This is a genomic window from Actinophytocola sp. KF-1 (assembly GCF_054661535.1).
This window is the reverse complement of sequence record NZ_BAAFVK010000004.1, coordinates 583,094-606,017: the sequence shown is the minus strand read 5'-3', so window position 1 is coordinate 606,017 and position 22,924 is coordinate 583,094. Positions and strand designations below refer to the sequence as shown.

General features: G+C 68.6%; 27 protein-coding genes and 1 tRNA gene. 11 read left to right on the top strand and 17 right to left on the bottom strand.

Annotation, left to right across the window (positions count from 1 at the left end):
• Positions 1 to 35: 35 nt before the first annotated feature.
• From ACYQ77_RS15745 to ACYQ77_RS15735, 3 genes are all read right to left on the bottom strand, one after another.
• Positions 36 to 788, bottom strand: coding sequence for a GAF and ANTAR domain-containing protein (locus ACYQ77_RS15745; protein ID WP_459711789.1), 753 nt, complete (start codon positions 786 to 788; stop codon positions 36 to 38).
• Between the two features lie 235 nt (positions 789 to 1,023).
• Positions 1,024 to 1,431: an HPF/RaiA family ribosome-associated protein gene (locus tag ACYQ77_RS15740; RefSeq protein ID WP_459711786.1), complete on the bottom strand. Its 408-nt coding sequence runs from the start codon at positions 1,429 to 1,431 to the stop codon at positions 1,024 to 1,026.
• A gap of 93 nt (positions 1,432 to 1,524) precedes the next feature.
• A complete protein-coding gene (locus tag ACYQ77_RS15735; RefSeq protein ID WP_459711785.1) occupies positions 1,525 to 2,268 on the bottom strand; it encodes a DUF4389 domain-containing protein in 744 nt (247 codons plus the stop codon).
• Between the two features lie 71 nt (positions 2,269 to 2,339).
• Between ACYQ77_RS15735 and ACYQ77_RS15730 the strand changes: the two genes are divergently transcribed.
• The 5 genes from ACYQ77_RS15730 to ACYQ77_RS15710 all read left to right on the top strand — a co-directional run bounded on the left by ACYQ77_RS15730 (position 2,340) and on the right by ACYQ77_RS15710 (position 5,149).
• The gene (locus ACYQ77_RS15730) at positions 2,340 to 2,918 is read left to right on the top strand and encodes a TetR/AcrR family transcriptional regulator (RefSeq protein ID WP_459711783.1); all 579 of its coding nucleotides are present in this window, start codon (positions 2,340 to 2,342) and stop codon (positions 2,916 to 2,918) included.
• Positions 2,919 to 3,385: 467 nt separating this feature from the next.
• Positions 3,386 to 3,547: a hypothetical protein gene (locus ACYQ77_RS15725; RefSeq protein ID WP_459711780.1), complete on the top strand. Its 162-nt coding sequence runs from the start codon at positions 3,386 to 3,388 to the stop codon at positions 3,545 to 3,547.
• A gap of 139 nt (positions 3,548 to 3,686) precedes the next feature.
• Positions 3,687 to 4,388, top strand: a complete 702-nt coding sequence (locus ACYQ77_RS15720) for a GNAT family N-acetyltransferase (protein ID WP_459711778.1) — start codon at positions 3,687 to 3,689, stop codon at positions 4,386 to 4,388.
• On the top strand, positions 4,385 to 4,540 hold the full coding sequence (locus ACYQ77_RS15715) for a DUF6307 family protein (RefSeq protein WP_459711777.1): 156 nt from the start codon (positions 4,385 to 4,387) through the stop codon (positions 4,538 to 4,540). The genes ACYQ77_RS15720 and ACYQ77_RS15715 overlap by 4 nt, the downstream gene beginning before the upstream one ends.
• Positions 4,541 to 4,690: 150 nt before the next feature.
• Positions 4,691 to 5,149: a DUF5994 family protein gene (locus tag ACYQ77_RS15710; RefSeq protein WP_459711776.1), complete on the top strand. Its 459-nt coding sequence runs from the start codon at positions 4,691 to 4,693 to the stop codon at positions 5,147 to 5,149.
• A 520-nt stretch (positions 5,150 to 5,669) separates the two neighbouring features.
• Here the strand turns inward: ACYQ77_RS15710 and ACYQ77_RS15705 are convergent.
• Complete coding sequence (locus tag ACYQ77_RS15705) at positions 5,670 to 5,771, bottom strand: hypothetical protein (RefSeq protein WP_459711774.1); 102 nt, start codon at positions 5,769 to 5,771, stop codon at positions 5,670 to 5,672.
• Positions 5,725 to 6,306 (bottom strand): GAF domain-containing protein, encoded by a 582-nt coding sequence (locus tag ACYQ77_RS15700; protein ID WP_459711772.1) that lies wholly within the window; start codon positions 6,304 to 6,306, stop codon positions 5,725 to 5,727. The genes ACYQ77_RS15705 and ACYQ77_RS15700 overlap by 47 nt, the downstream gene beginning before the upstream one ends.
• Before the next feature lie 222 nt (positions 6,307 to 6,528).
• On the opposite strand from ACYQ77_RS15700, the gene ACYQ77_RS15695 reads away from it, so the two are divergent.
• On the top strand, positions 6,529 to 7,014 hold the full coding sequence (locus ACYQ77_RS15695) for an ATP-binding protein (RefSeq protein WP_459711770.1): 486 nt from the start codon (positions 6,529 to 6,531) through the stop codon (positions 7,012 to 7,014).
• On the opposite strand, the gene ACYQ77_RS15690 is transcribed toward ACYQ77_RS15695, so the two are convergent.
• From ACYQ77_RS15690 to ACYQ77_RS15675, 4 genes are all read right to left on the bottom strand, one after another.
• Positions 6,983 to 7,162 carry a hypothetical protein gene (locus ACYQ77_RS15690; protein WP_459711768.1) on the bottom strand — a complete coding sequence of 60 codons (180 nt, stop codon included), beginning with the start codon at positions 7,160 to 7,162 and terminating at the stop codon, positions 6,983 to 6,985. The genes ACYQ77_RS15695 and ACYQ77_RS15690 overlap by 32 nt on opposite strands.
• Positions 7,163 to 7,235: 73 nt before the next feature.
• Positions 7,236 to 7,676, bottom strand: a complete 441-nt coding sequence (locus ACYQ77_RS15685; RefSeq protein ID WP_459711766.1) for an SRPBCC family protein — start codon at positions 7,674 to 7,676, stop codon at positions 7,236 to 7,238.
• A gap of 11 nt (positions 7,677 to 7,687) precedes the next feature.
• Complete coding sequence (locus ACYQ77_RS15680) at positions 7,688 to 8,371, bottom strand: transglutaminase-like domain-containing protein (RefSeq protein ID WP_459711764.1); 684 nt, start codon at positions 8,369 to 8,371, stop codon at positions 7,688 to 7,690.
• Between the two features lie 1,394 nt (positions 8,372 to 9,765).
• Complete coding sequence (locus ACYQ77_RS15675) at positions 9,766 to 10,272, bottom strand: hypothetical protein (protein ID WP_459711762.1); 507 nt, start codon at positions 10,270 to 10,272, stop codon at positions 9,766 to 9,768.
• 382 nt (positions 10,273 to 10,654) lie between these two features.
• Here ACYQ77_RS15675 and ACYQ77_RS15670 point away from each other — a divergent pair, with 382 nt between their 5' ends.
• Positions 10,655 to 11,062 carry a hypothetical protein gene (locus ACYQ77_RS15670; RefSeq protein ID WP_459711759.1) on the top strand — a complete coding sequence of 136 codons (408 nt, stop codon included), beginning with the start codon at positions 10,655 to 10,657 and terminating at the stop codon, positions 11,060 to 11,062.
• Positions 11,063 to 11,494: 432 nt separating this feature from the next.
• On the opposite strand, the gene ACYQ77_RS15665 is transcribed toward ACYQ77_RS15670, so the two are convergent.
• The 4 genes from ACYQ77_RS15665 to cmk form a co-directional block, all read right to left on the bottom strand.
• Positions 11,495 to 11,568, bottom strand: a tRNA-Pro gene (locus tag ACYQ77_RS15665).
• A gap of 52 nt (positions 11,569 to 11,620) precedes the next feature.
• Entirely contained in the window at positions 11,621 to 13,033 is a 1,413-nt protein-coding gene (gene der / locus ACYQ77_RS15660) for a ribosome biogenesis GTPase Der (protein WP_459711757.1), read from the bottom strand.
• A complete protein-coding gene (locus ACYQ77_RS15655) occupies positions 13,026 to 13,661 on the bottom strand; it encodes a lysophospholipid acyltransferase family protein (RefSeq protein ID WP_459711755.1) in 636 nt (211 codons plus the stop codon). The genes der and ACYQ77_RS15655 overlap by 8 nt, the downstream gene beginning before the upstream one ends.
• 73 nt (positions 13,662 to 13,734) lie before the next feature.
• Positions 13,735 to 14,454, bottom strand: coding sequence for a (d)CMP kinase (cmk, locus tag ACYQ77_RS15650; protein ID WP_459711753.1), 720 nt, complete (start codon positions 14,452 to 14,454; stop codon positions 13,735 to 13,737).
• 287 nt (positions 14,455 to 14,741) lie between these two features.
• Here cmk and ACYQ77_RS15645 point away from each other — a divergent pair, with 287 nt between their 5' ends.
• From ACYQ77_RS15645 to ACYQ77_RS15635, 3 genes are all read left to right on the top strand, one after another.
• The gene (locus tag ACYQ77_RS15645; protein WP_459711751.1) at positions 14,742 to 15,296 is read left to right on the top strand and encodes a snapalysin family zinc-dependent metalloprotease; all 555 of its coding nucleotides are present in this window, start codon (positions 14,742 to 14,744) and stop codon (positions 15,294 to 15,296) included.
• A gap of 115 nt (positions 15,297 to 15,411) precedes the next feature.
• Positions 15,412 to 16,308: a helix-turn-helix domain-containing protein gene (locus ACYQ77_RS15640; RefSeq protein ID WP_459711749.1), complete on the top strand. Its 897-nt coding sequence runs from the start codon at positions 15,412 to 15,414 to the stop codon at positions 16,306 to 16,308.
• Positions 16,309 to 16,532: 224 nt separating this feature from the next.
• The gene (locus ACYQ77_RS15635) at positions 16,533 to 18,941 is read left to right on the top strand and encodes an excinuclease ABC subunit UvrA (RefSeq protein WP_459711747.1); all 2,409 of its coding nucleotides are present in this window, start codon (positions 16,533 to 16,535) and stop codon (positions 18,939 to 18,941) included.
• 15 nt (positions 18,942 to 18,956) lie between these two features.
• Here the strand turns inward: ACYQ77_RS15635 and ACYQ77_RS15630 are convergent, their stop codons facing one another.
• Entirely contained in the window at positions 18,957 to 20,423 is a 1,467-nt protein-coding gene (locus ACYQ77_RS15630) for an FAD-dependent monooxygenase (protein WP_459711745.1), read from the bottom strand.
• Positions 20,424 to 20,722: 299 nt separating this feature from the next.
• Here ACYQ77_RS15630 and ACYQ77_RS15625 point away from each other — a divergent pair, with 299 nt between their 5' ends.
• Positions 20,723 to 21,154, top strand: coding sequence for a helix-turn-helix domain-containing protein (locus ACYQ77_RS15625; protein WP_459711743.1), 432 nt, complete (start codon positions 20,723 to 20,725; stop codon positions 21,152 to 21,154).
• Positions 21,155 to 21,216: 62 nt separating this feature from the next.
• Here ACYQ77_RS15625 and wrbA read toward each other — a convergent pair whose 3' ends face one another.
• From wrbA to ACYQ77_RS15610, 3 genes are all read right to left on the bottom strand, one after another.
• Positions 21,217 to 21,819, bottom strand: coding sequence for an NAD(P)H:quinone oxidoreductase (gene wrbA, locus ACYQ77_RS15620; RefSeq protein WP_459711741.1), 603 nt, complete (start codon positions 21,817 to 21,819; stop codon positions 21,217 to 21,219).
• 78 nt (positions 21,820 to 21,897) lie between these two features.
• Entirely contained in the window at positions 21,898 to 22,374 is a 477-nt protein-coding gene (locus ACYQ77_RS15615; protein ID WP_459711740.1) for a hypothetical protein, read from the bottom strand.
• On the bottom strand, positions 22,371 to 22,868 hold the full coding sequence (locus ACYQ77_RS15610; RefSeq protein WP_459711738.1) for a pyridoxamine 5'-phosphate oxidase family protein: 498 nt from the start codon (positions 22,866 to 22,868) through the stop codon (positions 22,371 to 22,373). The genes ACYQ77_RS15615 and ACYQ77_RS15610 overlap by 4 nt, the downstream gene beginning before the upstream one ends.
• Positions 22,869 to 22,924 lie beyond the last annotated feature (56 nt).

Here is a 22,924-nt window from a genome sequence, read left to right as displayed (position 1 = left end):
CTCGGATGTCGCTCGTGGCTTGCGTTCCAACCTGGTCACTCCCCGTCGTCCAGCCGCAAACGGCGCTCGATAATTTCTTTCGCGACCTCGGCCAGTGTCATGTGACGAGCGAAAGCGTGTCCGCGCATCCGCAACAGCGCCTCAGCCAAACTCACCCGCATATCCACCGCGACCATACCCGTCGCCTGGTGCACCTCGGCCTGGATGTCGACCAGCCCCGACAGCGTCAACGGCGCCACCCCGTGCAGGTCGTCGAAGATCGTGTCGGTGGCCGCATCCGCGAGCAGAAGCGCGTCGGTCAACTGTGCCGGCGCCAAGGACCCGGCCGATCGCCGGTGCATCTCGAGCACACCCAGCCGGACCCCACCGACCTGCAGCGGGAACGAGAACAACGCGACAGCACCCGCGGCGATCGCATCCGCGGTGAACCCGGGCCAACGGCCACCATCCGCGGTCAAATCCGGCACGAGCACCGGACGCCCCAGCTCGAACGCGTCGAAACACGGCGCCGAGCCGACAGTGACAGCGAGATCATCCAGCCGCACACCGAGTTCGTCGGAGGAACAGACCAACGCGCCCCCGCCGTCCACGCTCGTGGCACCCAGCACCCGCACTCGCGCACCGGAAACAGCCACCTCCGTCACGCACAGGTCACAGATTCCCCGGAGCAGATCCGCCGCGTTGTGATACTCCGCGAGCAGGTTTTGCAGGTGTCTGCGCCGATCTGCGCTCACCGCTCCGCCCTTCTGCACACGCGACCCGCCGCGCGGCGGGATATGACGCTCCACCGTACTCCCCGCGCCGAAGGGAGTGCCTTTCGACGCCGACCTGGACGGGTCCTTCCGGTCGCTCGCCTCGCCGACGGGAAGCGGCGTCTACTCCGGACGCACGTGCCGGCCGGGTCGATGAATCGCCAGCGAGGCCGCTTGGTTCGCGCCGCTGCCGACCCGGGTGAAACTGATTGGGCCACCCGCCCCTTACTGTGCCCAACATGATGTCCTAAGAGGTCACACCCTGGCCGAATCATGAAGTGTGGGGTGCCCGTCGAGCGTGGTTGTTGCGCGGCGCGGTGCGTGTCTTGGCGTCGTCGACCTGACGGATCAGGTCGTCGCGGACCTCGTTGACGGCCACCGCCAGCTCCCGCGCCGTCGACGTGGACACCAGGTGCAGGCGCGGGGTGCGGCTGATCCAGCACTCCAGCATGACCCGCTGGCCGACGCTGTTGCGTTCCTTGAGGCTGATCTCCAGATCGATCTCCGTACCGGGGAACGACCGCAGCCGCGACCCCAGCGCGCCGAGGCGCCGGACGACCCAATCTCGTTCGGAGGCAAGGAAACCGGTGGCGAGATGCAGCCGATCGGCGATCACGTTCGTCTTTTCCGGGTTTTCGCGCATGTGTGGTGGCCCCTCTCGCGTTGTCTGCTCGGGCATCCCGGATCGCGGCGACCCGGGCATGACCTACGTATGGGCAACGCCGTGGACCGGGCTGGCAACGCCCGCGCGGCGGCCACGTTCCGCCACGTCTCATGCCGAGGTTGGCTGCTGCTCGATCGGTCCGGTTGTGGCCACCCGGTCCTGCTCGGTCGGGTCGTGGGGCTCGTCGCCGCCGGCGTCCAGACGGAACGGTGGGTAGCGGTCGGTCATCAGCGCGGCGTAGGCGGCGACGCGCAGTGCCCAGCGGTCGAACCCGACGACGAGGTCGAACAGCGGGCGCGGGTAGGACCCGGTGACCGCCAGCATGATGCCCGCGAAGAGCACCAGCAGGCCGACGACGCTGCCGCCCCAGGCCCATTCGACGGCGCCGAACTGCAGGATGAACCAGGTCCCGCCGCCGAACAGGACCGCCAGGACGAGGTAGTGCGGGATGGCCAGCAACCACCACTTGACCAGCGCGAGCCCGCGCGAGAGGTGTGCGGGATAGGCGATGTCGAGGCGGGCCGGGTAGTCGCGTTCTTCTCCGAGGGAGAACGGCGGGTACTGGTCGGTGCCCAGGGCGGAGTAGCCGTAGAAGCTCACCCGCCAGCTCCACCGCAGCACGCCGACGTTGAAGTCGAAGACCGGGCGCGGGTACCGGCCAGTGATCACGATGGCGACGAGCGCGTACAGGCTGGCCAGCAGAAAGCCCGCCCACAGCACGACCAGAACCACAAGATGTGGCAGCAGTAGCAGCCATTTCACGAGCCACAGGAAGCGGGACAGCGAGCCGTCCGTGCGGGCTCGTACCCGCACCGGATGGGGCTGCTGCGCTGGCGGGGAGGTCTGGGTCATGGCAATTAGCCTCAAATCTGTACGTTGTACAATTACTGTACGCCGTCCAGAGACTTGCGTACAGGAGCCCCATGACCAACGCCCACCCCCTGCGTCCCGGACCCCGGCGCACCTTGAACGAACAGGCGATTCTCGACGCCGCGCTGGCGCTGCTCGCCGAACTCGGCGCCGAGCGGGTGACCATCCGGGGCATCGCCGCCCGGGTGGGGATCGCCCCCAATGCCGTCTACACCTACTTCCCGGACAAGGCCGCGGTGCTTGCCGGGTTGGCCGAACAACTGCTCGGGCGGGTCCGCGACGAGCAGGACGGTGACTCGTCACTGCCGTGGCGCGACCGCGTCCACGCCCTCGCCCGCGACTTGAGGAACGAACTGCTCGCCCATCCCGGCTCGGTGTACCTGCTGCTCGGGAACTCCCTGGACGGCCCCAACGCGCAGGCGCTCGGCGCGACGATGCTGACCATCCTCGCCGACGCCGGCCTCGCCCCGGACGCCGCCGCTCACGCCGCCCACCTGCTCAACGTGCACGTCCTCGGCTCCGTCGCCCTCGGAACCCCCGACCCGGCGACGGCCACCGACCAGTTCCAGTGGGGCCTCGACCGCCTCCTGGACGGCCTCACCACGTTCGCGACGCGACCGGACCCGGCCTGAACGGACAGCTTCCGCACCACCCTCTGGCCGCGCCCAAAGGCGTAGGGTGAACGCCAGATGTTGATCTACTCAGGGAAATCGTCCGTTGGGCTGATCGACAGCGGCCTCTTTTCTCCGGGCGCTGCTCACCCAGGCCCATATCACGCACGAATTGGCTCAGCCCGACCAGCGCTGTTTCCCGGAATGGTCTCGGCACTGGTCACCTGCATCGGTCCGATCGGCCGCATCGCGTACAAACCTCGACCGCTGGGAGCCCGCGCCACGCAAACAGACGGCGGGCGCGGACAGCACCGGCCGCCGTCGTGGACACCCTGTCCAGCAACGGCGTTCCGCCCCAGGACGCCCCCACCAGCCTCGGCGCTCCTGCCTGGCTCGAGCCACCGACCGACACGCGGTCACGTCACCCAAACTCCGCCGATAGGGACTCGCGGAATTTCGGAACCGTTTCGCAAACCCTGGAGGCAGACATGCTCATCCTCGTTGTCGTACTACTGGCCGTGTGGCTCATCGTCTCGATCGTCGGGTTCGCGATGGAGGGACTGATGTGGCTGGGCATCGTCCTGTTCATCGGAACAGCCGTGATCGGCGGCATCCGGCGCAGGACCCTCAGGCGGCCGTCCACACGCTGAACCGGCGGCCCACTGCCTGGCTTCGCCGGACGGATGTCTGAGAGTCGGCTGTGAGTATTCAGAGGGGGGCACCATTCAGCCCTGCTCGATGTTGTACCGAGTAGAGGGCATGGATGGTGTCCCGGATGGTGAGAGCACAATGACGAAGACGTTCTCGCGGTCTCCACTGACTGTCCATCTTGGACACATCGATCGCTACGACACGCAGAAGAGCACCGACATGAGCACAGCCTCACATTCGCCGTCCAACACCAAGCAACTCACCACCGAGAGGCTGACGCTGCGGCCTTGGCGCGTCGAGGACGCCCAGGCCGCGCTCGACGTCTACGGGCACGCTGAGGTGACCCGCTGGCTCAGCCCCGACCTGGACCGCGTGCCGAACCTGGCGGCCATGCGGCTGCTGCTACAACAGTGGATCGCCGAAGACGCCCGGTTGCCCGCGCCGGCAGGCCGCTGGGCGATCCGGCGCAACACCGACGACCGCGTGATCGGTGGCGCCATCCTGCTTCCGCTGCCACCCGGCAACGAGGACCTCGAGATCGGCTGGCAACTCCACCCCAGCACCTGGGGCAACGGCTACGCCACCGAAACCACCCATGTCCTGGCCACCTGGGCATTCAGCCAGGACGTCGACGAGATCTTCGCCGTCGTCCGGCCCGACAACGCCCGCGCCGCTGCCACCGTCCGGCACAACGGCATGCACTGGGTCGGCGAGACCACGAAGTACTTCGCCACCGACCTGCAGGTGTTCCGCCTGCGCAGCGCCGACCTCGACCGGGCAGCCCCCGAAGGGCACCACCCACCCGACACCCACTACCGACCCCAAAGGAGAACCACATGACCGACACGCGTTTCGTTTCCCGTTACGAACAACGGGTCAGGTTCGTCCAGGACGTTCTTCAGAAGAACTCCCCACTCGACGACAACGCCGCACGCGAGCTCGCGGTGCAGGTGGTCCACGCCATCGACCACATCCCCGAGCCCACACGCTGAACCACCGATTCAAAGCCGACATCACGCTCGACACGGCTCACACCGACCGACACAACGGTCGGAGACGGGAGCACCGATATGACATCGGGCCCGCACACTCACACCATGCCCCCACCAGCACCTGCTCCTGCGCAGCACACACCGCTCAGGTTGCGGCTCAAGCCCAAGGCCCCGGCCACCGGCTACGTCGACGGCGCCTGGTGGCCCCGGTCCCGGGACCTCACCGTCGAACTGCCCGCGCTGGCCGAGGTTCTCGCGGTACGGCTGAGCCGGATCGAACGAGTGGCATACGCACTGTCCGCATGGGACCCCGCCCCACGCCGAGTCGACGTCGACGGAAACCGGGTTCGACTGGAGGGGTTCACCTACCAGGACCAGCACATCATCCATGTGACCGGCTCGAACAACAGCCGCATCAGCCTACTGGTCATACCGCCCGAGATGACCGACCCCGCCGGCCACGACGCCCTGATGACCGCGGGACACCGCGGCAACACCGACCGGCCCGAACAGATCCTCGCCGCCGCAAGCCTCCCCACACCACGCGCGACCACCGACGACACCGAAGGCCGCTGGGAGGGCGAAGGCGGCCAAGGTCAACCAACGTGACTGATCCAGGGGAGACTCCAGCCCCCCACCGCACGGCCCTCGGTGCCGCATCAGGTCGACCAGCAGAAACGCCTCCCGCAGACTGTTTTACGTGAGGCCTGACTGTCACCCGCTTTGCGGAGCGACCAGCCGAGATTACCCCGTCGCGGACAGGAATTTTTATGGCTGGCCGGATTCGACGGTATCCTTTCGATGGCGTCGACATTCGATCGAAACGATCGGCGCCGGCAGATGAAGGCCGCGGCACGGGAGAAACGCGAGCATGGAGGACCTGGACCACCGCCTGTCCGACCATTCTTGGTTCCCAGACGGCACGGAAGTCACGGTGATCGGCGGCCGCTACGCCGGTGATCATGGACTAGTTGTGAATCGCGCACCAGGTCTGCGACCTGGAACGGTCTGGGTAGCCCTTGCCGCATCAGGAACGGGGCATTCTTGGCTTTCTTGCCGATCACACACAGCACGTCGGTGGCAAGCAGGGACCCTGATCCCCGAGCGCGGATCCTCGGACTTGCGCGACTCAGTCCTGAAATGAGTCGCCGTCGAGTTGCCGGGAAATCACCGCGTGGGCGACGTCAAGCAGTGTCCGACCGGTACCGAACACATGAGCCCGTAGTCGCACAGAGGCTTCGTCGACGCTGATCCCCAGGTGGGCAGCAAGCATGCCCATGGCCATGTGCACCTCGTCGTAGTGACCACGCGGTCCCGTCCCGTACCCCACCCAGGTTCTCGTCTGATCCAATGTCACCCATCAGGGTGAACATGGCCATGTCAGCCAGCATCGCCGCGTCCGTGAGTTGCTCGGTGGACAGCTCACCGGACCGACGCCGGTACAGGTCGAGGGTGCCCAAGCGCGTCCCTGCTGGACCGATCGGAAACGCGAACACCGAGACCAGACCGTGGGCAGCAGCGCTGTTCGCGAATCCTGGCCACCGCCCACCGTCGACGCGCACGTCGGTCACCGTCACCAGCCTCAACGCGACGAGAGCCTCCACGCCCGGGCCCTCACCCAGGGTGTACTGCAACTCCTCGAGCGCCTGCGCCCACGGATCGCTCGCCGCGACCAGTTCCTCACATCCCTCACAGACCCGCAGTGAGATCGCGGCGGCATCGACGTCCACCAGCAGGACCGCCAGGTCACACACCAGACCCGTCACGCCGCCAGAACCCCGACCGCGCGACCGACCACTGAGAACGCACTGCGCAGGGTTCGTGCACGCCGTCCATGTCTTCGTCGAGGAGCACCAGGGGCACGCCGATCTGCTCGATCTGCTCGCCGTCGATGGTTTCTGAATCGACGCGGCGGGTCGCCTGTCGCTCGTTTACCAGCGCTCGGCCGGGGTATCTCGCGGCAAAGACACGAAGTTCAGGTGGTTCTGATGGCGACGTCGACCCAACCGAAGGAAGCCAAGGGGGACGACGTGGGAGCGAGACGTCGCACGCCAGCCGACATCGACTGCGACCTCGACCGGATCCCCGCCAAGATGTTGCGGCAGCTGGTCCGCCACCTGCTGCAGGGGAGCATGGACGGGCCAGCCGAAGACGCGATCCTGGTCACCGACGAGTTGGCCAGCAACGCGGTTCGCCACGGCGAGGCTCCGCGCCACTGCCGTCTGTGGCTGTTCAACCGGGGCCGCGGCCTGCGCATCGAGGTCGACGACAGCGGGCCGGAGCAGCCGCGGCAAATCCCGCCGGACAGCGCTGGCGGACGTGGCCTTCTGCTGGTGGACCGCTTGGCAACCAGATGGGGCGTGCAACGCCACTCCCAACGCAAGACGGTCTGGGCAGAGGTCGATCTGGACGACCGGTCCGACAGCAGCCAAGTCCTGAACCTCACGTCTCCGACCTGGCCACCCGGTGCATGACCAGCCTGGTCAACGGCGAGAGCACCAGGAAGACCGCGGTCAGGTAGGCGGCGAAATGCCCTGCCAGCAAGCACATCTCCACCTTGCGGGACGGCAGGTCCTTGCCGCGCAACACTTTCACGCTGAAGACGTGCAGGCTGATCTTCATCGCATCGCCAGGTGAGTGGCGTCGCCGCTCACAACGTATCCACCATACGCCGGTCCTGTTCGCACGGCCCTGTTCAGTACAACGACCTGCGCTCGGCCTCCGCCTTGAGATGGTCCAGCCAGGTATCGAGGGCACGGTGCAGGCGCCGCCGCATCACCCCGGGTAGCAGCCGGGCGAGCAGGCCGGTCCACGACTCCTCCGTCCGGGCGATCGTCCGGTCGCCGTCAGGCCTCAACCGCCACACGTGCACCGCCCGCATCCCCATGCTTGTACCTGTCCAGCCGAGCTCCCGAGGCGGTTCGACCTCGCACAACGTCGAGGTGATCGACACCGTCCCCGCCTTCCACCGGAACACCCCGCCCGCGCGCAGATCTGGTTGGGACGCGGAGGTCACGTCAGGATTCCAGCCTGCCCAATGGTCCACTTCGGTCAGCAGTTCCCATACGAGCTCGGGTTTCGCCGCGACCGCGATCTCTCGTTTGGCCACCACCGGTGCGTACTCGTCGACTCGCATGACAGGTCTCCTCAGCTGCCCTGTGGCGGGCGGTCGGCGTAGACGGTCATCGCCTCGAGAACCGGGCCACCGAACGTGGTGGCCATCGCGACATCCGCCGCGTCCCGGCCACGGCCGATCACCACCCGTCCGGCGCGACGAGTGTTGTTGCGCGGGTCGAAGGTCCACCACCGGTCACCGAGCCACACCTCCATCCAGGCGGCGAAATCCATCGGCACCTCGATGGTGGGCAGGTAGCCGAAGACGTAACGCGCCGGGATGTTGAGCGCACGGCAGTACGAGATCGCCAGGTGGGCGAAGTCCCGGCACACACCGAAACCACCGGCTTCGACATCCGCGGCCGTGCTGAGCGGTGTTGTACTGCCATAGCGGAAGCGCAGGTGCTGATGCACGTGTGCGCAGATGGCCAGCACTCGCTGATATCCCGGCGAATGCGTGCCGAACCTGGCCCAGGCGGCGTCGGCGAGCACGTCGGGCAGGCAGTAGCGGCTCGGCAACGTGTACAGCAGCACGCTGTCGGGCAGGTCGTCCGGCGCGGTCTCGGGAGCGTCGAGGTCACGCTCCTCAGGCGCGCAGGACACGTCCACCGACGCGGTGTAGCGCACGGTGGACCAGCCCGCCGGCAGAACGGTCCGCACGCACGGGTTGCGGTACACGTCCTCGTAATGGCGCATCGGCGTGACCGGCTCGGTCATCCAGACCTCGGCCGCCACCCGCAGGTCGCTCGGCTGGATCTGGAACACCGCCGGCGTCGGGATCTCGGCACGGTAGGTGAACGAGCAACCCACGTGCAGCCGGACGACCGGAGCGTCGCAGGGCAGTGCGGTCAAGCGCGCCAGCCCCTACTCCCCCGACACGTCGCGGTTTCTCGCGCGGGCGAGACCCGCGGCCGATCCGCCGACGCCACCCACGGCGTCGGCAGGTCGGCGGACAGGACCGACGTGCCCAACCGCACGGTCCCGCTGCTGTGTCCCGCGTCCCTCGCAGTGGGCGCCGTCGGCTCAGCTGAGGAGCCCGGCGACTGCTCGGCCACAGTGGCCTTCGAGGTGATGATGCGGGTGAGCGGTCCCGACGACATGTCGGTGCTCCCGTCCCCGGTCCGAGTGGACCAGCGTGGGTAGCCGACGATGATGCTGACAAGTCCGTCAACACGCGAAATCCCGCCGACTCGCCCAACCGTACCACCACACCCGCCCAGCCAACCGTCCGCGAACGCTCTCACCCGTCGCCGTGCCTGTCGACGCGGGCGAGCACGGTTTCGAGGGAGGCCACGAGTGCCTGCAGGGCCGGGGGGTCGAGGTCGCCGAACCAGCCGGTGATCGCATCGACGTCACCGGCGTCCCGCGTCGTCCAGTAGTCCCGGCTGCGCTGAGTCGCGACGAGCCGGGTGATCCGGGCGTCCTGTGGGTCCGCGCGGAGTTCGAGGAGGCCTTTCCGCTGCAGGGCGTTCGCGAGTTGCTTGAGGGTTCTGCCGGGTGCACGTCAGCGCCTCGGCCGCCTCGGGCAACGACGGCGCCCCGGCTGCCTCGATGACCGTGATCAGCGCGGCCTGCTGGGTGGTCAGGCCGTCCTCGCGCAACCTCCGGTCCATCGCCGCCCGTAACCGTGCCGCCACGTGCAGGGTCGTCCGGAACGCCCGCACGGCGAGCAGCGACTCATCGGACACGGATCAAGTCCGCGACCAGGAGGCGTTCGATACGACTCGGGAGGGCCTGCGCGCTGCTGGGCTGGCACTACGAGGTCGTCGACGCCGCACCGGAGGTGCTGCTGGGTAACGTCCGCTGGCTGGTCGGCTATCGGCATCCTCGCCATGACCTGGCCGCACATCGCGGGCCTGCTGCGCGACCTACACGGAACCGATGGGTCTGCTCGACGGACCACGCCCCAACTTCGGCGCCCGCCCCAAACACGCAGACGAAATCCACGTCGCCGGATCCACAGCCCGCGCTGACCAGCCCTCTGGCCGCATCCTGACCGCTCAGGTCAAATCATCTGATGCCCACCAAGGACCGGCGTTTGAGACTGGTGAGGCTGCGTATTCAAGCGGTTGGTCGGGTGATGCGTTGCGTGGAATAGTAAATGGCTGAGCTTACTCAGCCATTTCGACGCGCGCAGCGCGATCAAACTTCTCGCGTGGTTCTTGGAGGACCTCCCACACTGGCTCCCCGTTTGGCGTGCCCCTCCAGAACACCGTATCCAGCGCCACGGCATAGTCCCGCGCGCGGTCGGTGAGGTGTTCAGGAGCGATCACCGCGAGCTGGTGGTAGGTCAGCCATAGCTTGTGCACGAGGGTATGGTCACGATCGTCTTGCTGACGATGGCTGGCCGCTTGGTCAATATCCTGTGCCGCATCCAGCAGCGCGTGGACCGTGTGCCGGAGTAGGTCGCGGCGCTGGGCAGCCCGCTCCCGTCGTTCCCGCTGCTCGAGCCGATCAGCATCTCGCCGCTCGCGCTCCTCTCGTCGAACAGCCTCCCGCTCGGCCTCGCGCGAAGTCTCCCGGGCCGTCGCACGCTGGCTCAAGAAAGTCGTGACCGAGCCGAACGCGCCACCGAACAAGGTCGCCAGAACTGCCATCCAGTTGTTCACATCGATCACGTCGTCCCGCTACTGCATATGTTTCGCCGTCGGCAGCCGCGAACAACCACCACTGCCAGCCGCCAAGATCATCGATGCGGTTGGAACGAAACCCGGCACTCGATCCCGGCCAGGCCTTCGCCCCCCCCCGGCCGCCGCCGAGCCGCCTCCCGCCGAATCCGCAGACTAGGCCCGAACAACTCCACGGCAACGCGGCCACAGCTACATTGCGGGCCGCTGGTCCACGGCTCGTCGGACGCAAAGTTCAAGCGGAAACATACAGATGGCACTCAACCGGGGCAGGACGCCGGAAGCTGGTGCCTCGCGGGACGATCGCCTGGTGAGCAGACGAGGGCGTAACGGAACGAGTTGGTGGCGGCCTGTCCTGGTAATCGTCCTGCCCGTGCTGATCAGCACGGGCGCAGCGGTGACGGTTCTGATCAGGATATTGGCGCCCAACTCGGCACAAGACCGGCTCGACACCGTGCGCACCGGGTTGGCCATCGGCGCGGGCATCGGAGCCCTGATCACCCTCGCTCTGGCACTACGCCGCCAACAGGCGACCGAGCACGACGCCACCGAACGGCGTCTGACCGAGCTTTACGTCAAAGCCGTCGACCAACTCGGCTCGGACAAGCCTGCTGTCCGCCAAGGCGGGCTCTACGCCCTCGAACGTGTCGCTCAGGACAACCCCTGGGGATCGGGTCGAACGGGTTCGACCGCGTTGAGAAGTTCGCAGGAGGATGCCGTCGGCTCCATCGACGCGTCGGCACGCAGTCGCTCTTGTCGAATCAGTGGCACGTCTGCTTAGTGATCGCTCGCCGCGATCTCGTGAGTGTTGGACATGCGCATCTGGGCACACTGGGTGCTGGCGCCGATCTTCTCAGCGACCTGGTCGTTGGCGAGCCCGTCATAGGCGGCGCATCCGTTTACAGACGCTCCCGGCCCGCAGACTCACGACATGCACCCGCCACCCCCGCCCAGCAGCGCCAATCAGAAGCACCGACTTGAACCAACGTTGTAGGACTCTTCGTCTCAAGTCAGATGCTCATGATCAATAGCGTTGGTTCGGCAAACCACCAGGTCACAGAGGACCCCCTCCAGCAGCACCAGGCGGCGGACACCAGCATTCACCCGTCGCGCATCAACTCATTCTGGGAAAATCCTGGCCGATCTTGGCCCGGGATCAGCTCCGAGACAAAGAAAAAGTGGCCGTCTACCTGCGTAGACGACCACTCCCCGGTCGGGCTGACAGGATTTGAACCTGCGACCCCTTGACCCCCAGTCAAGTGCGCTACCAAACTGCGCCACAGCCCGGTCGCATCTCCCCTTCGAGGAGGTGCGCGATCAGCCTAGCGTACGCCTCCAGTCAGTTCTTACGGGGGCGCTTCTCCCGCACGCGGACCGACAGGCGGATGGGGCTGCCGGTGAAGCCGAACTCCTCGCGGAAGCGCCTTTCGATGAAGCGGCGGTAGCCGGCCTCCAGGAAACCCGTCGTGAACAGGACCAACGTCGGGGGCCTCGTCTGGGCCTGGGTGGCGAACAGCACACGTGGCTGCTTGCCGCCGCGTACGGGTGGGGGGGTGGCGGCGATCAGGTCGGACAGCCACGCGTTGAGCCTGCCCGTGGGCACTCGCTGGTCCCACGAGTCCAGGGCGGTGCGGAGGGCGGGCGCGAGCTTCCGGACGGATCGGCCGGTGAGGGCCGACACGTTGATGCGTTCCGCCCACGGGACTCGGACCAGGCCGCGCTCCAGTTCGCGGGTCAGCTGGTGGCGGCGGTCCTCGTCGACCAGGTCCCACTTGTTGAAGGCCAGGACGCAGGCTCGGCCCGCGTCCACGACCATGGTCAGGACTCTGAGGTCCTGTTCCGAGATGGGCTCGGACGCGTCCAGCAGGACGATGGCCACCTCGGCGGCTTCGATGGCTGCCCTGGTGCGCAGCGACGCGTAGTACTCCATGCCGCTGGCCGTCTTCACGCGCTTGCGCAGGCCCGCGGTGTCCACGAAGCGCCAGACCTCGCCGTCCAGCTCCACGAGGGAGTCGACTGGGTCGACCGTGGTGCCCGCCACCGCGTCCACGACCGCTCGTTCTTCGCCTACCAGGCGGTTCAGGAGGCTCGACTTGCCCACGTTCGGCTTTCCGACGAGTGCTACCCGGCGGGGGCCGCGGGTGGCGCCGAAGGACTCACGGGGGGTGGTGGGGAGGGCGTGGAGCACGGCGTCGAGGAGGTCGCCGGAGTTGCGGCCGTGCAGGGCGCTCACCGGGAACGGCTCCCCGAGACCCAGGGACCACAGGGACGCCACGTCCGCCAGCAGGCGCTCGTCGTCGACCTTGTTCGCCGCCAGGAGGACTGGCTTGTCGGAGCGGCGGAGGACCCGCGCCGCGGCTTCGTCGGTCGTGGTCGCGCCCACTGACGCGTCCACCACCAGCAGGACCGCGTCGGCGGTGCGCATCGCCAGCTCCGCCTGGGCGGTCACCGAGGCCTGCAGGCCGTCGGCCTTGGGGTCCCAGCCGCCGGTGTCCACGACGGTGAACTTGCGGCCGTTCCACAGGGCGTCGTAGGCCACGCGGTCCCTGGTCACGCCTGGTTTGTCCTGTACGACCGCTTCTCGGCGGCCCAGGATGCGGTTGACCAGGGTCGACTTGCCCACGTTGGGCCGTCCGACGACCGCCAGCACCGGGACGGGCGGCTCCCCGCCGGTGTCATCGGGGTGGCCGAACTCCTCGTCGACGGCGGTCCACTCGGACTCCTCGGCCCAGGTGCCATCCAGCTCAGTCATTGCGTTGCTCATCCAGTTCACGCACCAGGTCGGCCAGGTGCTTGCGAATATCCTCCGTCGCGGCGACGAGGCCCGTGCGTCCACGCTGGACGGACAGCCGGAACGGCTCCCCGACCAGAACGTCCAGCTTAGGCCGGAACCTGCGCCGCGTGCCGGGCGGCCGGTACGTACCGCGGGTGGCGACCGGCAGGACGACCGCGCCGGTCATCCGCACGAGCCACGCCGCGCCCTGCTCGGCGTGGGCCACGTCACCGGCTCCCCGGGTGCCCTCGGGGAAGACGCCGACCAGGCCACCGGCACGCAGCACGGCCACCGCCCGCATCAGCGGCTCCCGGTCCGCGCTGCCCCGCCGCACCATGATCTGCCCGATCCAGCGGAACGCGCGGCCCGCGATGCCGCGGGACAGCTCGGCCTTCACCTGGAACACCGCGCGCCTGCGCACCATTCCGAACAACACCTGCGGCTCGATGAACGAGCTGTGGTTCGCCACCAGCACGACCGGCCCGGTCGCGGGCACGCGGGACCGGTGGTGGATCCGGATCCGGTACGTCGGCCGGTGCAACCACGCGGCCAGCCAGCGCCCGAAATCGTGCACCCACGGGACCGCCCCGGGGGGAAGCGTGCTCACGGCTCCCCCTCGCGGGCTCGGTCGAGCCGCTCGCGGTCGCCCTGTGTCGAATGGTTCGCTCCGCAAGCTCCGCTCACCAGCCGGCAGCCACCCCACGCAGGTCCCGCTCGTCGACCAGCGCCATGATCTCGTCCAGCACGCCCTGCAGGTCGAGGTCGGTGCTGTCGAGCCACACGGCGTCGTCCGCGGGCTGCATCGGCGACGCGGCGCGGCCGGAGTCGAGGCGGTCGCGGCGGTCGACGTCCCTGCGGGTGTCGTCGACCGACACCTCGCGGCCGGATGCCTTGTCCTGCAACGACCTGCGCAGCGCGCGGGCGTCGGCGGACGCGGTCAGGTACACCTTCAGCGCGGCGTCCGGCGCCACGACCGTGCCGATGTCCCGGCCCTCGACGACGATGCCGCCGCGCTCCTCGCAGACCTCGTCGATGATCCGCATCTGCCGGGCGACGAGCAGCGCCCGCACCCCGGCGACGGCGGAGACGGCCGACACGGCGAGCGTCACGGCCTGGCCGCGGATCTCCATGCCGACGTTCTCGCCGCCGAGCAGCGTCTCCTGGTGGTTCGGGTCGGTGCTGACCCTGAGGTCGACGTTCTCGGCGATGCTGAGCACCGCCTCCTCGTCGTCGGTGGCGACGCCGGACCGCAGCACGGCCAGCGTCACGGCGCGGTACATCGCGCCCGTGTCCAGGTACCCCGCACCGAGCGCGTCGGCGAGGCGACGGGCCACCGTCGACTTGCCGGTCCCCGACGGGCCGTCCAGCGCGATCACACCACGCAGCTCGCCCAGTTGCACCGCGCTTGCCTCCTCGAGGTCAGTTCACTCCACCTTCATTCTGCCAGGTGGCAACTGTTCACGACGATCAGCCGGTCCGAAGCCCCGACCTGCGCACCTGGCGTCCGGACCAGCCGGCCGAGGAGGTGGCACGTGTTCCGGCGAACCGCGGCCGAGGCGAACCACGGGGCGGCCGGATTCCCGCCCCGCACAAGGGAACCGGCGTCGTTGACCGGTAACTGGTGACCGCTGACACACCGGCGGGCGAGGGTTAACCTGCAGTCACCCTGCAATAACTGGAGGTAACCGTGTTCCGACGAGCACTACTCGGGTTGCTTGCCACCTTTTCCCTGACCGCGGCGCTGGTCGCCGGCACTGCCCCGCAGGCAGCGGCCGACGTCCACGCCGCGGTCGTCACCATCACCTACAGCGACGCCCGCGCCGGCGAGTTCGTCAACGCCGTCGCACAGGGCGTCGCGATCTGGAACGCGAGCGTGACCAACGTCCGGATCGTGAAAGCCGCGGCGGGCACGCGCGCGGACGTGCAGGTCATCGCCGACGACGGGTGGCCGCGCGCCACGCTGGGCCCGGTCCGCCCGGGCGGGAGCGGCACGGTCTGGATGGGCCGCCAGGCCGTGAACCAGGGCTACAGCGTGGTCCGGATCGCCTCGCACGAGTTCGGGCACATCCTCGGGCTGCCCGACATGAAGCCGGGTCCGTGCTCGAGCCTGATGTCGGGTAGTTCCGCGGGTGTGTCGTGCACGAACCCGTACCCGAACTCGACCGAGATCAGCCGGGTGCAGCGGCTCTACGCGAGCTCGTTCGCCACGTCCGCGGCCACCGGCAAGGTCGTCGTCGACTGATGTTGCTGGACATGACGTTGGTGACGTGGGGTAGAGGCTGAGGAGAGAGGGGACGGGTCTTTCAGCGGCAGGATGGAAGTGCGACCAACTATCCGCCGACTGGAAGACCCGTCCGATGCTCCACCGTAATGCCCCGCTGTCAGTTGAAGGCCGTCGTCTGATCGAGCGCTGCAAGACCCGTCCGATCGCGCATGTCGCCGCCCAGATGGGGATCTCGCGACAGTGCGCCAGCAAGTGGGTCAACCGCCACCGCCAGCACGGTGACGCGGGCCTGCTGGACCGGCCCAGCGTCCCGCATCACCAGCCCACTGCCACGCCCGCGCAGGTCGTCGCGCGGATCGAGGCGATGCGCCGAGACCACAAGTGGTCAGCCCGGCGGATCACCATCGAGCTGGCCGGCGAGGGCATCACCGTGTCGGTCCGCACCGTCAGTCGGCAGCTGGCCCACCTCGGGTTGAACCAGCGCCGGTTCCTCGACCCGACCGGTGAGACCAACCGCCAACCCAGACGGGTCCATGCTCGCTGGCCCGGTCACATGGTCCACCTCGACGTCAAGAAAGTCGGTGTCATCCCCGGCGGCGGCTGGCGGGTCCACGGCCGCGGCAGCGAACAAGCCAAGCAGTCGGTCCGCGGCCGCAAACGCGGAGTCAAAGCCCGCTACACCTACCTGCACACCGCGATTGACGGGTTCTCCCGCCTGGCCTACACCGAGGCTTTGCCGGACGAGCAGGCCCGCACCGCGATCGGGTTCACCCACCGCGCTCGCGCGTTCTTCGCCCGACACGGCATCCGGCACGTTCACCGGATCGTCACCGACAACGGAGCCTGTTACCGAGCCCGCGACTTCGCCACCATGCTCCGCGGCGCCCGCCACCAACGGATCACCCCATACACACCACGCCACAACGGCAAAGTCGAGCGCCACCATCGACCCCACACTGCCGCCGGAAACCAGCCACCAGCAACCCGGCTCCACACCAGCGTCACCAACGTCATGGCCTCATACATCTAGCGCTCGGATCAGGTCGTTTTCGGATCGAACAGCCCGTGGTCGATGGCGCCGTCGCGCAGACGTCATCTCGGCGGCGCGGGTGTGCTCCAACGCAGTCGATCGGGTACATCCAGTAACATCTGGGGTCCGGTTTGACTGTTTGGGGAGTGATGACGGCCTTGGCGCGCGACGCTTCGGAGATCGAGGTGTACGGGGCTCGAACGAACAACTTGCGGAACGTTTCGGTGGGGATTCCGAAGGGGCAGGTTGTCGCGTTCACCGGCGTGAGCGGGAGTGGGAAGACGTCGCTGGCGATCGACACGATCCACAGCGAGGCCCAGTTGCGTTACCTGGAGGGGCTGTCCCCGTTCGTGCGGCAGTACATCCCGCAGCGGAACCGGCCGAAGGTCGATCGCATCCTGGGGCTCGGGCCCACGCTCGCGGTGGATCAGCGGCGGCTCAACCGCAACCCGCGGTCGACGGTCGCGACGGTCACCGGCATCGACGGGCATCTCGGGTTGCTGTTCTCGCGGTTGCCCGGTCTCGCGGCGGATCACCCGCAGGGCGAGCACTTGAGCACCGCGCATTTCGACCGGGACTCGCCGGAGGGGCATTGTCCGGAGTGCCACGGTGTGGGCGGGCGCTGGCAGGCGCAGGAAGACCTGATCGTCACCGACCCGGCGTTGCCGTTGTTCGATGGCGCGTCCCCTTGGTATGCGAAGTGGCACTCCGGTGAGCACGCGTTCGTGCCCGCGCTGGCGGAGAAGCGGGGTGTCGACCTCGGCAAGCCGTGGCGGGAGTTGCCGGAGGAGTTCCGGCGGGAGGTCCTGTACGGCACGGGCGACGAGGCGATCGAGGCCACGATCGACATGCCCAACAAGAACGAGCGGGCGACCTGGACCTACACCAGCACCCAGCCGTTGCGTGGCGCGCTGGCCGAGGTGGAGCGGGTGTTCGCGAACGCGGGCACGCCGAGCGCGAAGGAGCGCTACCTGCGGTACATGCGCAAGGCGCCGTGCGGCGCCTGTGGTGGCAGCGGGTACGGCGAGGCGGCGCGGCACGTCACCGTCGGCGGCTTGACCTACCCGGTGCTGGTCGAGCGCGACATCAGCGAGGTCCGTGCCTGGGTGGACGTCGTCCTCGACGACCTGGGCGACGCGCAGCGCGAGGTCGGCGAGCCGCTGCTGCAGGACCTGAAGCGCAAACTGACGCTGCTCGAGCGGCTCGGCCTCGCGCACATCCAGCTCTCCCGCCCCGCGACGTCGCTGTCCGGTGGCGAACTGCAGCGCACGCGCCTGGCCGCGCAGCTGACCACCGAGCTGAGCGGGATCACCTTCGTCCTCGACGAGCCGGGCACCGGACTGCACCCCGCCGACAAGATCCACCTGCTCGACATCGCGCTGGAACTGCGGGCGGCCGGGAACACGGTGCTGTTGGTGGAACACGACCCGGAGCTCATCGCGCGGGCCGACTGGGTGATCGACATGGGCCCTGCCGCCGGCCGGCTGGGCGGGGAGGTGGTCGTCACCGGCAAGCCCGCCGACGTGGCCGCGCACCCGGACTCGCTCACCGGCCGGTACCTCGCCGGTCGCGGCCCCCGGGTCGACCGGGCACACCGGCCCGTCGACGAGACGTCGCGCTGGCTCACCCTCCACGGCCTGCGCGCGCACAACGTGACGACGCCGGAGGTGCGGTTCCCGGTCGGGCGGTTGACCGCCATCACCGGGGTGAGCGGCAGCGGCAAGAGCAGCCTGCTCAGCGCCGTCGCCGGCGGCGTGGAGGCGGCGCTCGCCGGGGAGACGGCCGAGCAGGTGGAGCGGGTGTCCGGAGCGTCCGCGTTCGCCTGGGTCGCGGTCGTCGACCAGGAGCCGATCGGGCGGACACCGCGGTCCAACCCGGCGACCTACAGCAAGGCCTTCGACATCATCCGCGGGCTCTTCGCCGACACCGACGCGGCTCGCGAACGCGGCGTCACCGCCTCCTGGTTCTCCTTCAACACAGCGGGCGGACGGTGCGAAGAGTGCGGTGGGCACGGCCGCAAGCTCGTCAACATGCACTTCATGCCGGACGTGTGGGTGGTCTGCGACGAGTGCGACGGCCGCCGCTACAAGCCGGAGGTCCTCGACATCACCTACCGCGGGCTGTCCATCGACCAGGTCCTCGACCTGACCGTCGCGGAAGCGGCCGAACGGTTCGCCGAGCCGAAGCAGCTGGCGGCGACGCTCGCGGCGCTCGAGCGCGTCGGACTGGGTTACCTGCAGCTCGGTCAGAGCGCGACCGAACTCTCCGGCGGTGAGGCACAGCGGCTCAAGCTCGCCGCGGCGATCCAGCGGGGGACCGGCAGCCGCAAGGCCGGACTGGTGGTCCTCGACGAACCGGTCTCCGGACTGCACCCGTCGGACGTCCAGCGGATGGTCGACGCGTTCGACGTGCTGCTGGACTCCGGCAACACCGTCGTCATCGCCGAGCACGACATCCCGGTCGCGGCGACCGCGGACTGGGTGATCGATCTCGGCCCGGGCGCGGGCCGCGACGGCGGCTCGGTGGTGGCGGAAGGCACGCCGGAGGACGTGGCCGCCGCCGGCACACCGACCGCGACGTTCTTCCGCAGGTACGCGGCCGGTGAACCGCTGCTGGGCGAGCCGGTCCGGTGACAGCGCCGTGGCCGCTCAGCGGGCGACCCGGTCCGGTTCCCCGCACCAGCGGTGGAGCGCGTCGGTGAGACCGTCCGCCGTCGCCCCCGTCCACGCCACATAACCGTCCGGTCGCACCAGCACGTACGCGGGCCAGTTCGTGCCGAACGGCTCGGCGAGCGTGCCGGTCCGCAGTCTGCTCGACCAGTCCGCGGCACACGCGACGTCGGTGCCGGGGCAGAGCAGCACGAAACTGCCGTCGCGGAACAGCTCGAACAAGCGCGCCGCACCGCCGCCCGCGAGTGGCCGGTCGGGCACGCGGCGGCCTGTCCACTTGCTGCCGCCCTCGGCGGGATAGCGCAGTGTGAGGCCGGAGAGGTGTTCGAGGTTGAGGCGGTGCACGGTCGTGATGCGCATGGAGCTCATCACGACCCTGCGCACCAGCCGGGCGAAGAGGCTGTCGGACGTCTCGAACCGGAACGCCAGGTCGGTCTTGCGCAGCGTCTCCCGTGCGATCGCGTACCGCTCGGCCTCGTAGGTGTCGAGCAGCCGGTCGGATGCCCAGCCAGTCAGCACGGCACGCAGCTTCCAGCCGAGGTTGAACGCGTCCTGGATCGCGGTCTGCAGGCCCTGGCCACCGGACGGGATGTGGGTGTGGGCCGCGTCCCCGGCCAGCAGCACCCGGCCGACGCGGTAGCGCTTGGCGTGGCGCTGGGCGCTGCGGAACCGGGACAACCAGACCGCGTCGTGGATGCCGATGTCCGTGCCGAGGATCGCCGTGCAGCTCTCGCTCAGGTCCTCGAGCGTCAGGGGCGTATCGGCGGGAACGGTGAACTTCTCGCGGTCGAGCACGATCACCCGGTACGTGTCGTCCTTGAAGGGGAACAGACCTGCCATTCCCCGCCGCGTGATCCGCGCGTACTCGGCGGGTCCCGGGGGATTGGCCAGCTTCGCGTCCCCCATCATCAGCGACTCGTCGTAGTTCCAGCCGTCGAAGTCGACACCGATCGCCTGCCGCACGGTGCTGTTGACGCCGTCGCAGCCGACGACGTAGTCCGCGCGGACCGTGGTGGTGCCGTCCGGGCCGGTCATGTCGACGTCGACCCCCGACTCGTCCTGGTTGAGCCCGGTCACCTCGACGCCGGTGCGGATCACCGCACCGGCCTTCTCGGCGGTGATCTTCAGTGCCTCCTCGGTCCACGCCTGCGGAATCGAGAGGCTGAACGGGAACCGGGTGTCGAGGACGCCGTAGTCGAGGTAGCGGTCGTCGCCCAGCGGCGGGTGCTGGCACTGACGCCCCCGCTCCAGCACTCCCTCCGCTCGGCCACGCATGTCGAGCAGCTCCAGGGTGCGGGGCTCGACGGTGCACGCACGGGACAGCGGGGGGCGGTGGGGCCGCTTCTCCACCACGAGGCAGGAAATGCCGAACTCGGCCAGCTCGGCCGCGAGGGACAGGCCTGCGGGGCCGGCGCCGACGACGAGCACCTGCGGGGAGGGCGACATGTCATACCTTCCTTCGAGTCGACGTGGACATGCGTGGCCGGCTGGGTGCTCGACGAGTGAACGGGTTCGCGGTGTGCCGGGGCAAGCCGGTGAGATCCGCGTGAGAGCCGGAGAAGAGACCGGTCGCGGCTGATACCGGATTGAGAACATCGACTTCTACTGTGGCGGGTGATCACGAAACCGCACCGAGGAGAACCGAGGGCATGACGCCGACACTCGGCCGCGACAAGGCCGATGTGAGACTCGTCCGGTGGCCGGCGGATTCAGCCGCACGTCTCAGGTGCGAGAAGGAAGGAGTGTTGCGCCTGCTCGTCGTGGAAGGCGGCGCACCGGCGCCCCTCTGCCGTGACGTCCGCGAGGACTGGGTGCGGGCACCGATCAGCCGCGACGACCTGAACGCGAGGATGGAAGCACTGCGGGCGAAGTCCTACGCGCACGACGTCCCGCTGGTCGATCCGAGCGGTGCCCTGAAGTTCGGCGGCCGGGTCGTCGTCGTGTCACCCATGGAAACGAACCTGCTCCAGATCCTGGCCACCAGGTTCCGTTCCCTGGTGGACCGGAGCGAACTGCTGGCATGCCTGGCGAAACACCGGGCCTGCGGCAGCCGGAACGCTCTCGACCTGCACATCACGCGAATACGGCGGCGGATTCACCCTGTTGGGCTCGCCGTGCGGACGGCGCGGGGCCACGGCTACATCCTCGAACCAGCCCCGTCCGGACTGGCCGGGTGACGGCCGGGCCACCACGCCTCCGCATCCTCTCAGCAGGGCACCGCGTCAGGCGGGTCCCTGGCTCACTGGGCGAGCTTCATCGCGAACCGCGCCAGCCGCGCGCCCTGGTACCGGGCGGCGGCGACAGCGCTGCCGTCGGGACTTTCTCCCGCACCGGAGGGCCACGACGTGCCGTACGGGTTGCCGCCCGCGGCGAACAGCAACTCGTCGGTGTAGCCGGGGGGAACGATGACGCTGCCCCAGTGGTAGAAGGTGTTGTTCAGCGCGAGGAGCGTGGATTCCTGGCCGCCGTGGCGGTTCATCGCGGAGGTGAACGAGGTGACCGGCTTGTCGGACAGCACACCGCGCAACCACAGGCCGCCTGTCGTGTCGAGGAACTGCTTGAGCTGAGCGGCGGGCAGCCCGAACCGGGTCGGGGTGCCGAAGGCGTAGGCGTCCGCCCACTCCAGGTCGTCGAGGGTGGCCACGGGCACGGACTCCTTGGTGGCCTCGACATGTGCCCGCCATGCGGGGTCCTCGTCGATCGCGGTATCCGGCGCGAGTTCGGGGACGCGGCGCAGGGCGACGTCGGCCCCTTCCTTCTCGGCACCCTCGGCGACGGCTTCGGCGAGGGTGTGGACGTTGCCAGTCGCACTGTAGTAGATCACGGCGACTTTCACGGACATGCGATCTCCTTCTCCATTCGGGGATTCCGATTCTAGGAGTTCACCCGGTTCGTGATCGTGCCGACGCGCTCGGCGGGATCATTCCGCGTTCGCCCCGCGCACTTCCGCGATCAGCGCTTCGAAGGCGGTTCTGTTCACCACGGGCGGTTCGAGTCCGTGATCGGCCAGGTACTTCTCGGCGGCGCGGTCGAACCGCCGGAACATTTCCTCTTCGTCAACAGGTTCGAGACCGTTGAGAGCCGGGCGCCCGGACATCCGGAACACCACGCCGTCCCCGTCCGCGCGCAGCCATCCCGACAACGACATCGAACGCTGGTCCTCCAGGTTGTCGTCGTGGTGGTGCCAGAGCAACGACGCGGCGCGCTCGGGGTCCGACGGCCCCAGGGACGGCCACTTCGTCGTGATGCGGAATTCTCCGTTGCCCAGCCACTCGGCGGCGCACACCACGCTGAACGGGTAACCGTCCTCGACGAAACCGAGGAGCGGAGTCCGCTCCAGTTCACCGAAACGCGCCAGGTAGGCGGGCATCTTCGCGTCGTGGTCCGCCGCGGTCATCGCACCTGCTCCAGTTCCTGCCCGCCCGCGGGACCGCGGAGCACCCAGATCCTCTTGGGACGCACCGTGATCCGGACCCGCCAGTACATCCGGGTCCGGGTCGACACCTCGCCGTCGTCGGGACCGAAGTCGAGGTCCTGCCAGTCCGGCTTCTTGCGGAACATCTCGCGCCAGAAGTCCTCCATCCCCTCGGCGCCGAACAACCCGTCGGCGAGCGACGCGTCGCCCTGCACCAGGACCGGGGCGGGGTCGTCCAGTCCGCTGCCCGCGAAGTGCGTGAACGCCAACGAGACGCGCGGATCGTCGTGGAGCCGGTACAGCTTCCTGGGCACCACGACGCTGCTGCTGAGCACGAACTCCCCGAGGTCGTCTCGCCACAGGTGCGTCATCGGGCTCGCCAGGGGACGACCGTCCGGCTGGGAGACCGTCGAGAACTCGCAGGTGAGTGTGCGCCGGAAGACTTCGACCACCTCAACAGGCAGGTCGTCGGCCATGAAACCACCCTCCACCTCGGTCGACAGGGGTTCCCGGGGGCGGATCAACGGGGGCG

Coding starts and splice junctions, on each gene's coding strand:
- wrbA (WP_459711741.1), bottom strand. CDS start 21,819: ATGTCCGTGAAAGTCGCCGTGATCTACTACAGTGCGACTGGCAACGTC.
- ACYQ77_RS15725 (WP_459711780.1), top strand. CDS start 3,386: ATGCTCATCCTCGTTGTCGTACTACTGGCCGTGTGGCTCATCGTCTCG.
- ACYQ77_RS15610 (WP_459711738.1), bottom strand. CDS start 22,868: ATGGCCGACGACCTGCCTGTTGAGGTGGTCGAAGTCTTCCGGCGCACA.
- ACYQ77_RS15640 (WP_459711749.1), top strand. CDS start 15,412: ATGCTCCACCGTAATGCCCCGCTGTCAGTTGAAGGCCGTCGTCTGATC.
- ACYQ77_RS15690 (WP_459711768.1), bottom strand. CDS start 7,162: ATGAAGATCAGCCTGCACGTCTTCAGCGTGAAAGTGTTGCGCGGCAAG.
- ACYQ77_RS15680 (WP_459711764.1), bottom strand. CDS start 8,371: ATGACCGAGCCGGTCACGCCGATGCGCCATTACGAGGACGTGTACCGC.
- ACYQ77_RS15685 (WP_459711766.1), bottom strand. CDS start 7,676: ATGCGAGTCGACGAGTACGCACCGGTGGTGGCCAAACGAGAGATCGCG.
- ACYQ77_RS15695 (WP_459711770.1), top strand. CDS start 6,529: ATGGCGACGTCGACCCAACCGAAGGAAGCCAAGGGGGACGACGTGGGA.
- ACYQ77_RS15740 (WP_459711786.1), bottom strand. CDS start 1,431: ATGCCCGAGCAGACAACGCGAGAGGGGCCACCACACATGCGCGAAAAC.
- ACYQ77_RS15735 (WP_459711785.1), bottom strand. CDS start 2,268: ATGACCCAGACCTCCCCGCCAGCGCAGCAGCCCCATCCGGTGCGGGTA.
- ACYQ77_RS15630 (WP_459711745.1), bottom strand. CDS start 20,423: ATGTCGCCCTCCCCGCAGGTGCTCGTCGTCGGCGCCGGCCCCGCAGGC.
- ACYQ77_RS15715 (WP_459711777.1), top strand. CDS start 4,385: ATGACCGACACGCGTTTCGTTTCCCGTTACGAACAACGGGTCAGGTTC.
- ACYQ77_RS15730 (WP_459711783.1), top strand. CDS start 2,340: ATGACCAACGCCCACCCCCTGCGTCCCGGACCCCGGCGCACCTTGAAC.
- ACYQ77_RS15615 (WP_459711740.1), bottom strand. CDS start 22,374: ATGACCGCGGCGGACCACGACGCGAAGATGCCCGCCTACCTGGCGCGT.
- der (WP_459711757.1), bottom strand. CDS start 13,033: ATGACTGAGCTGGATGGCACCTGGGCCGAGGAGTCCGAGTGGACCGCC.
- ACYQ77_RS15720 (WP_459711778.1), top strand. CDS start 3,687: ATGACGAAGACGTTCTCGCGGTCTCCACTGACTGTCCATCTTGGACAC.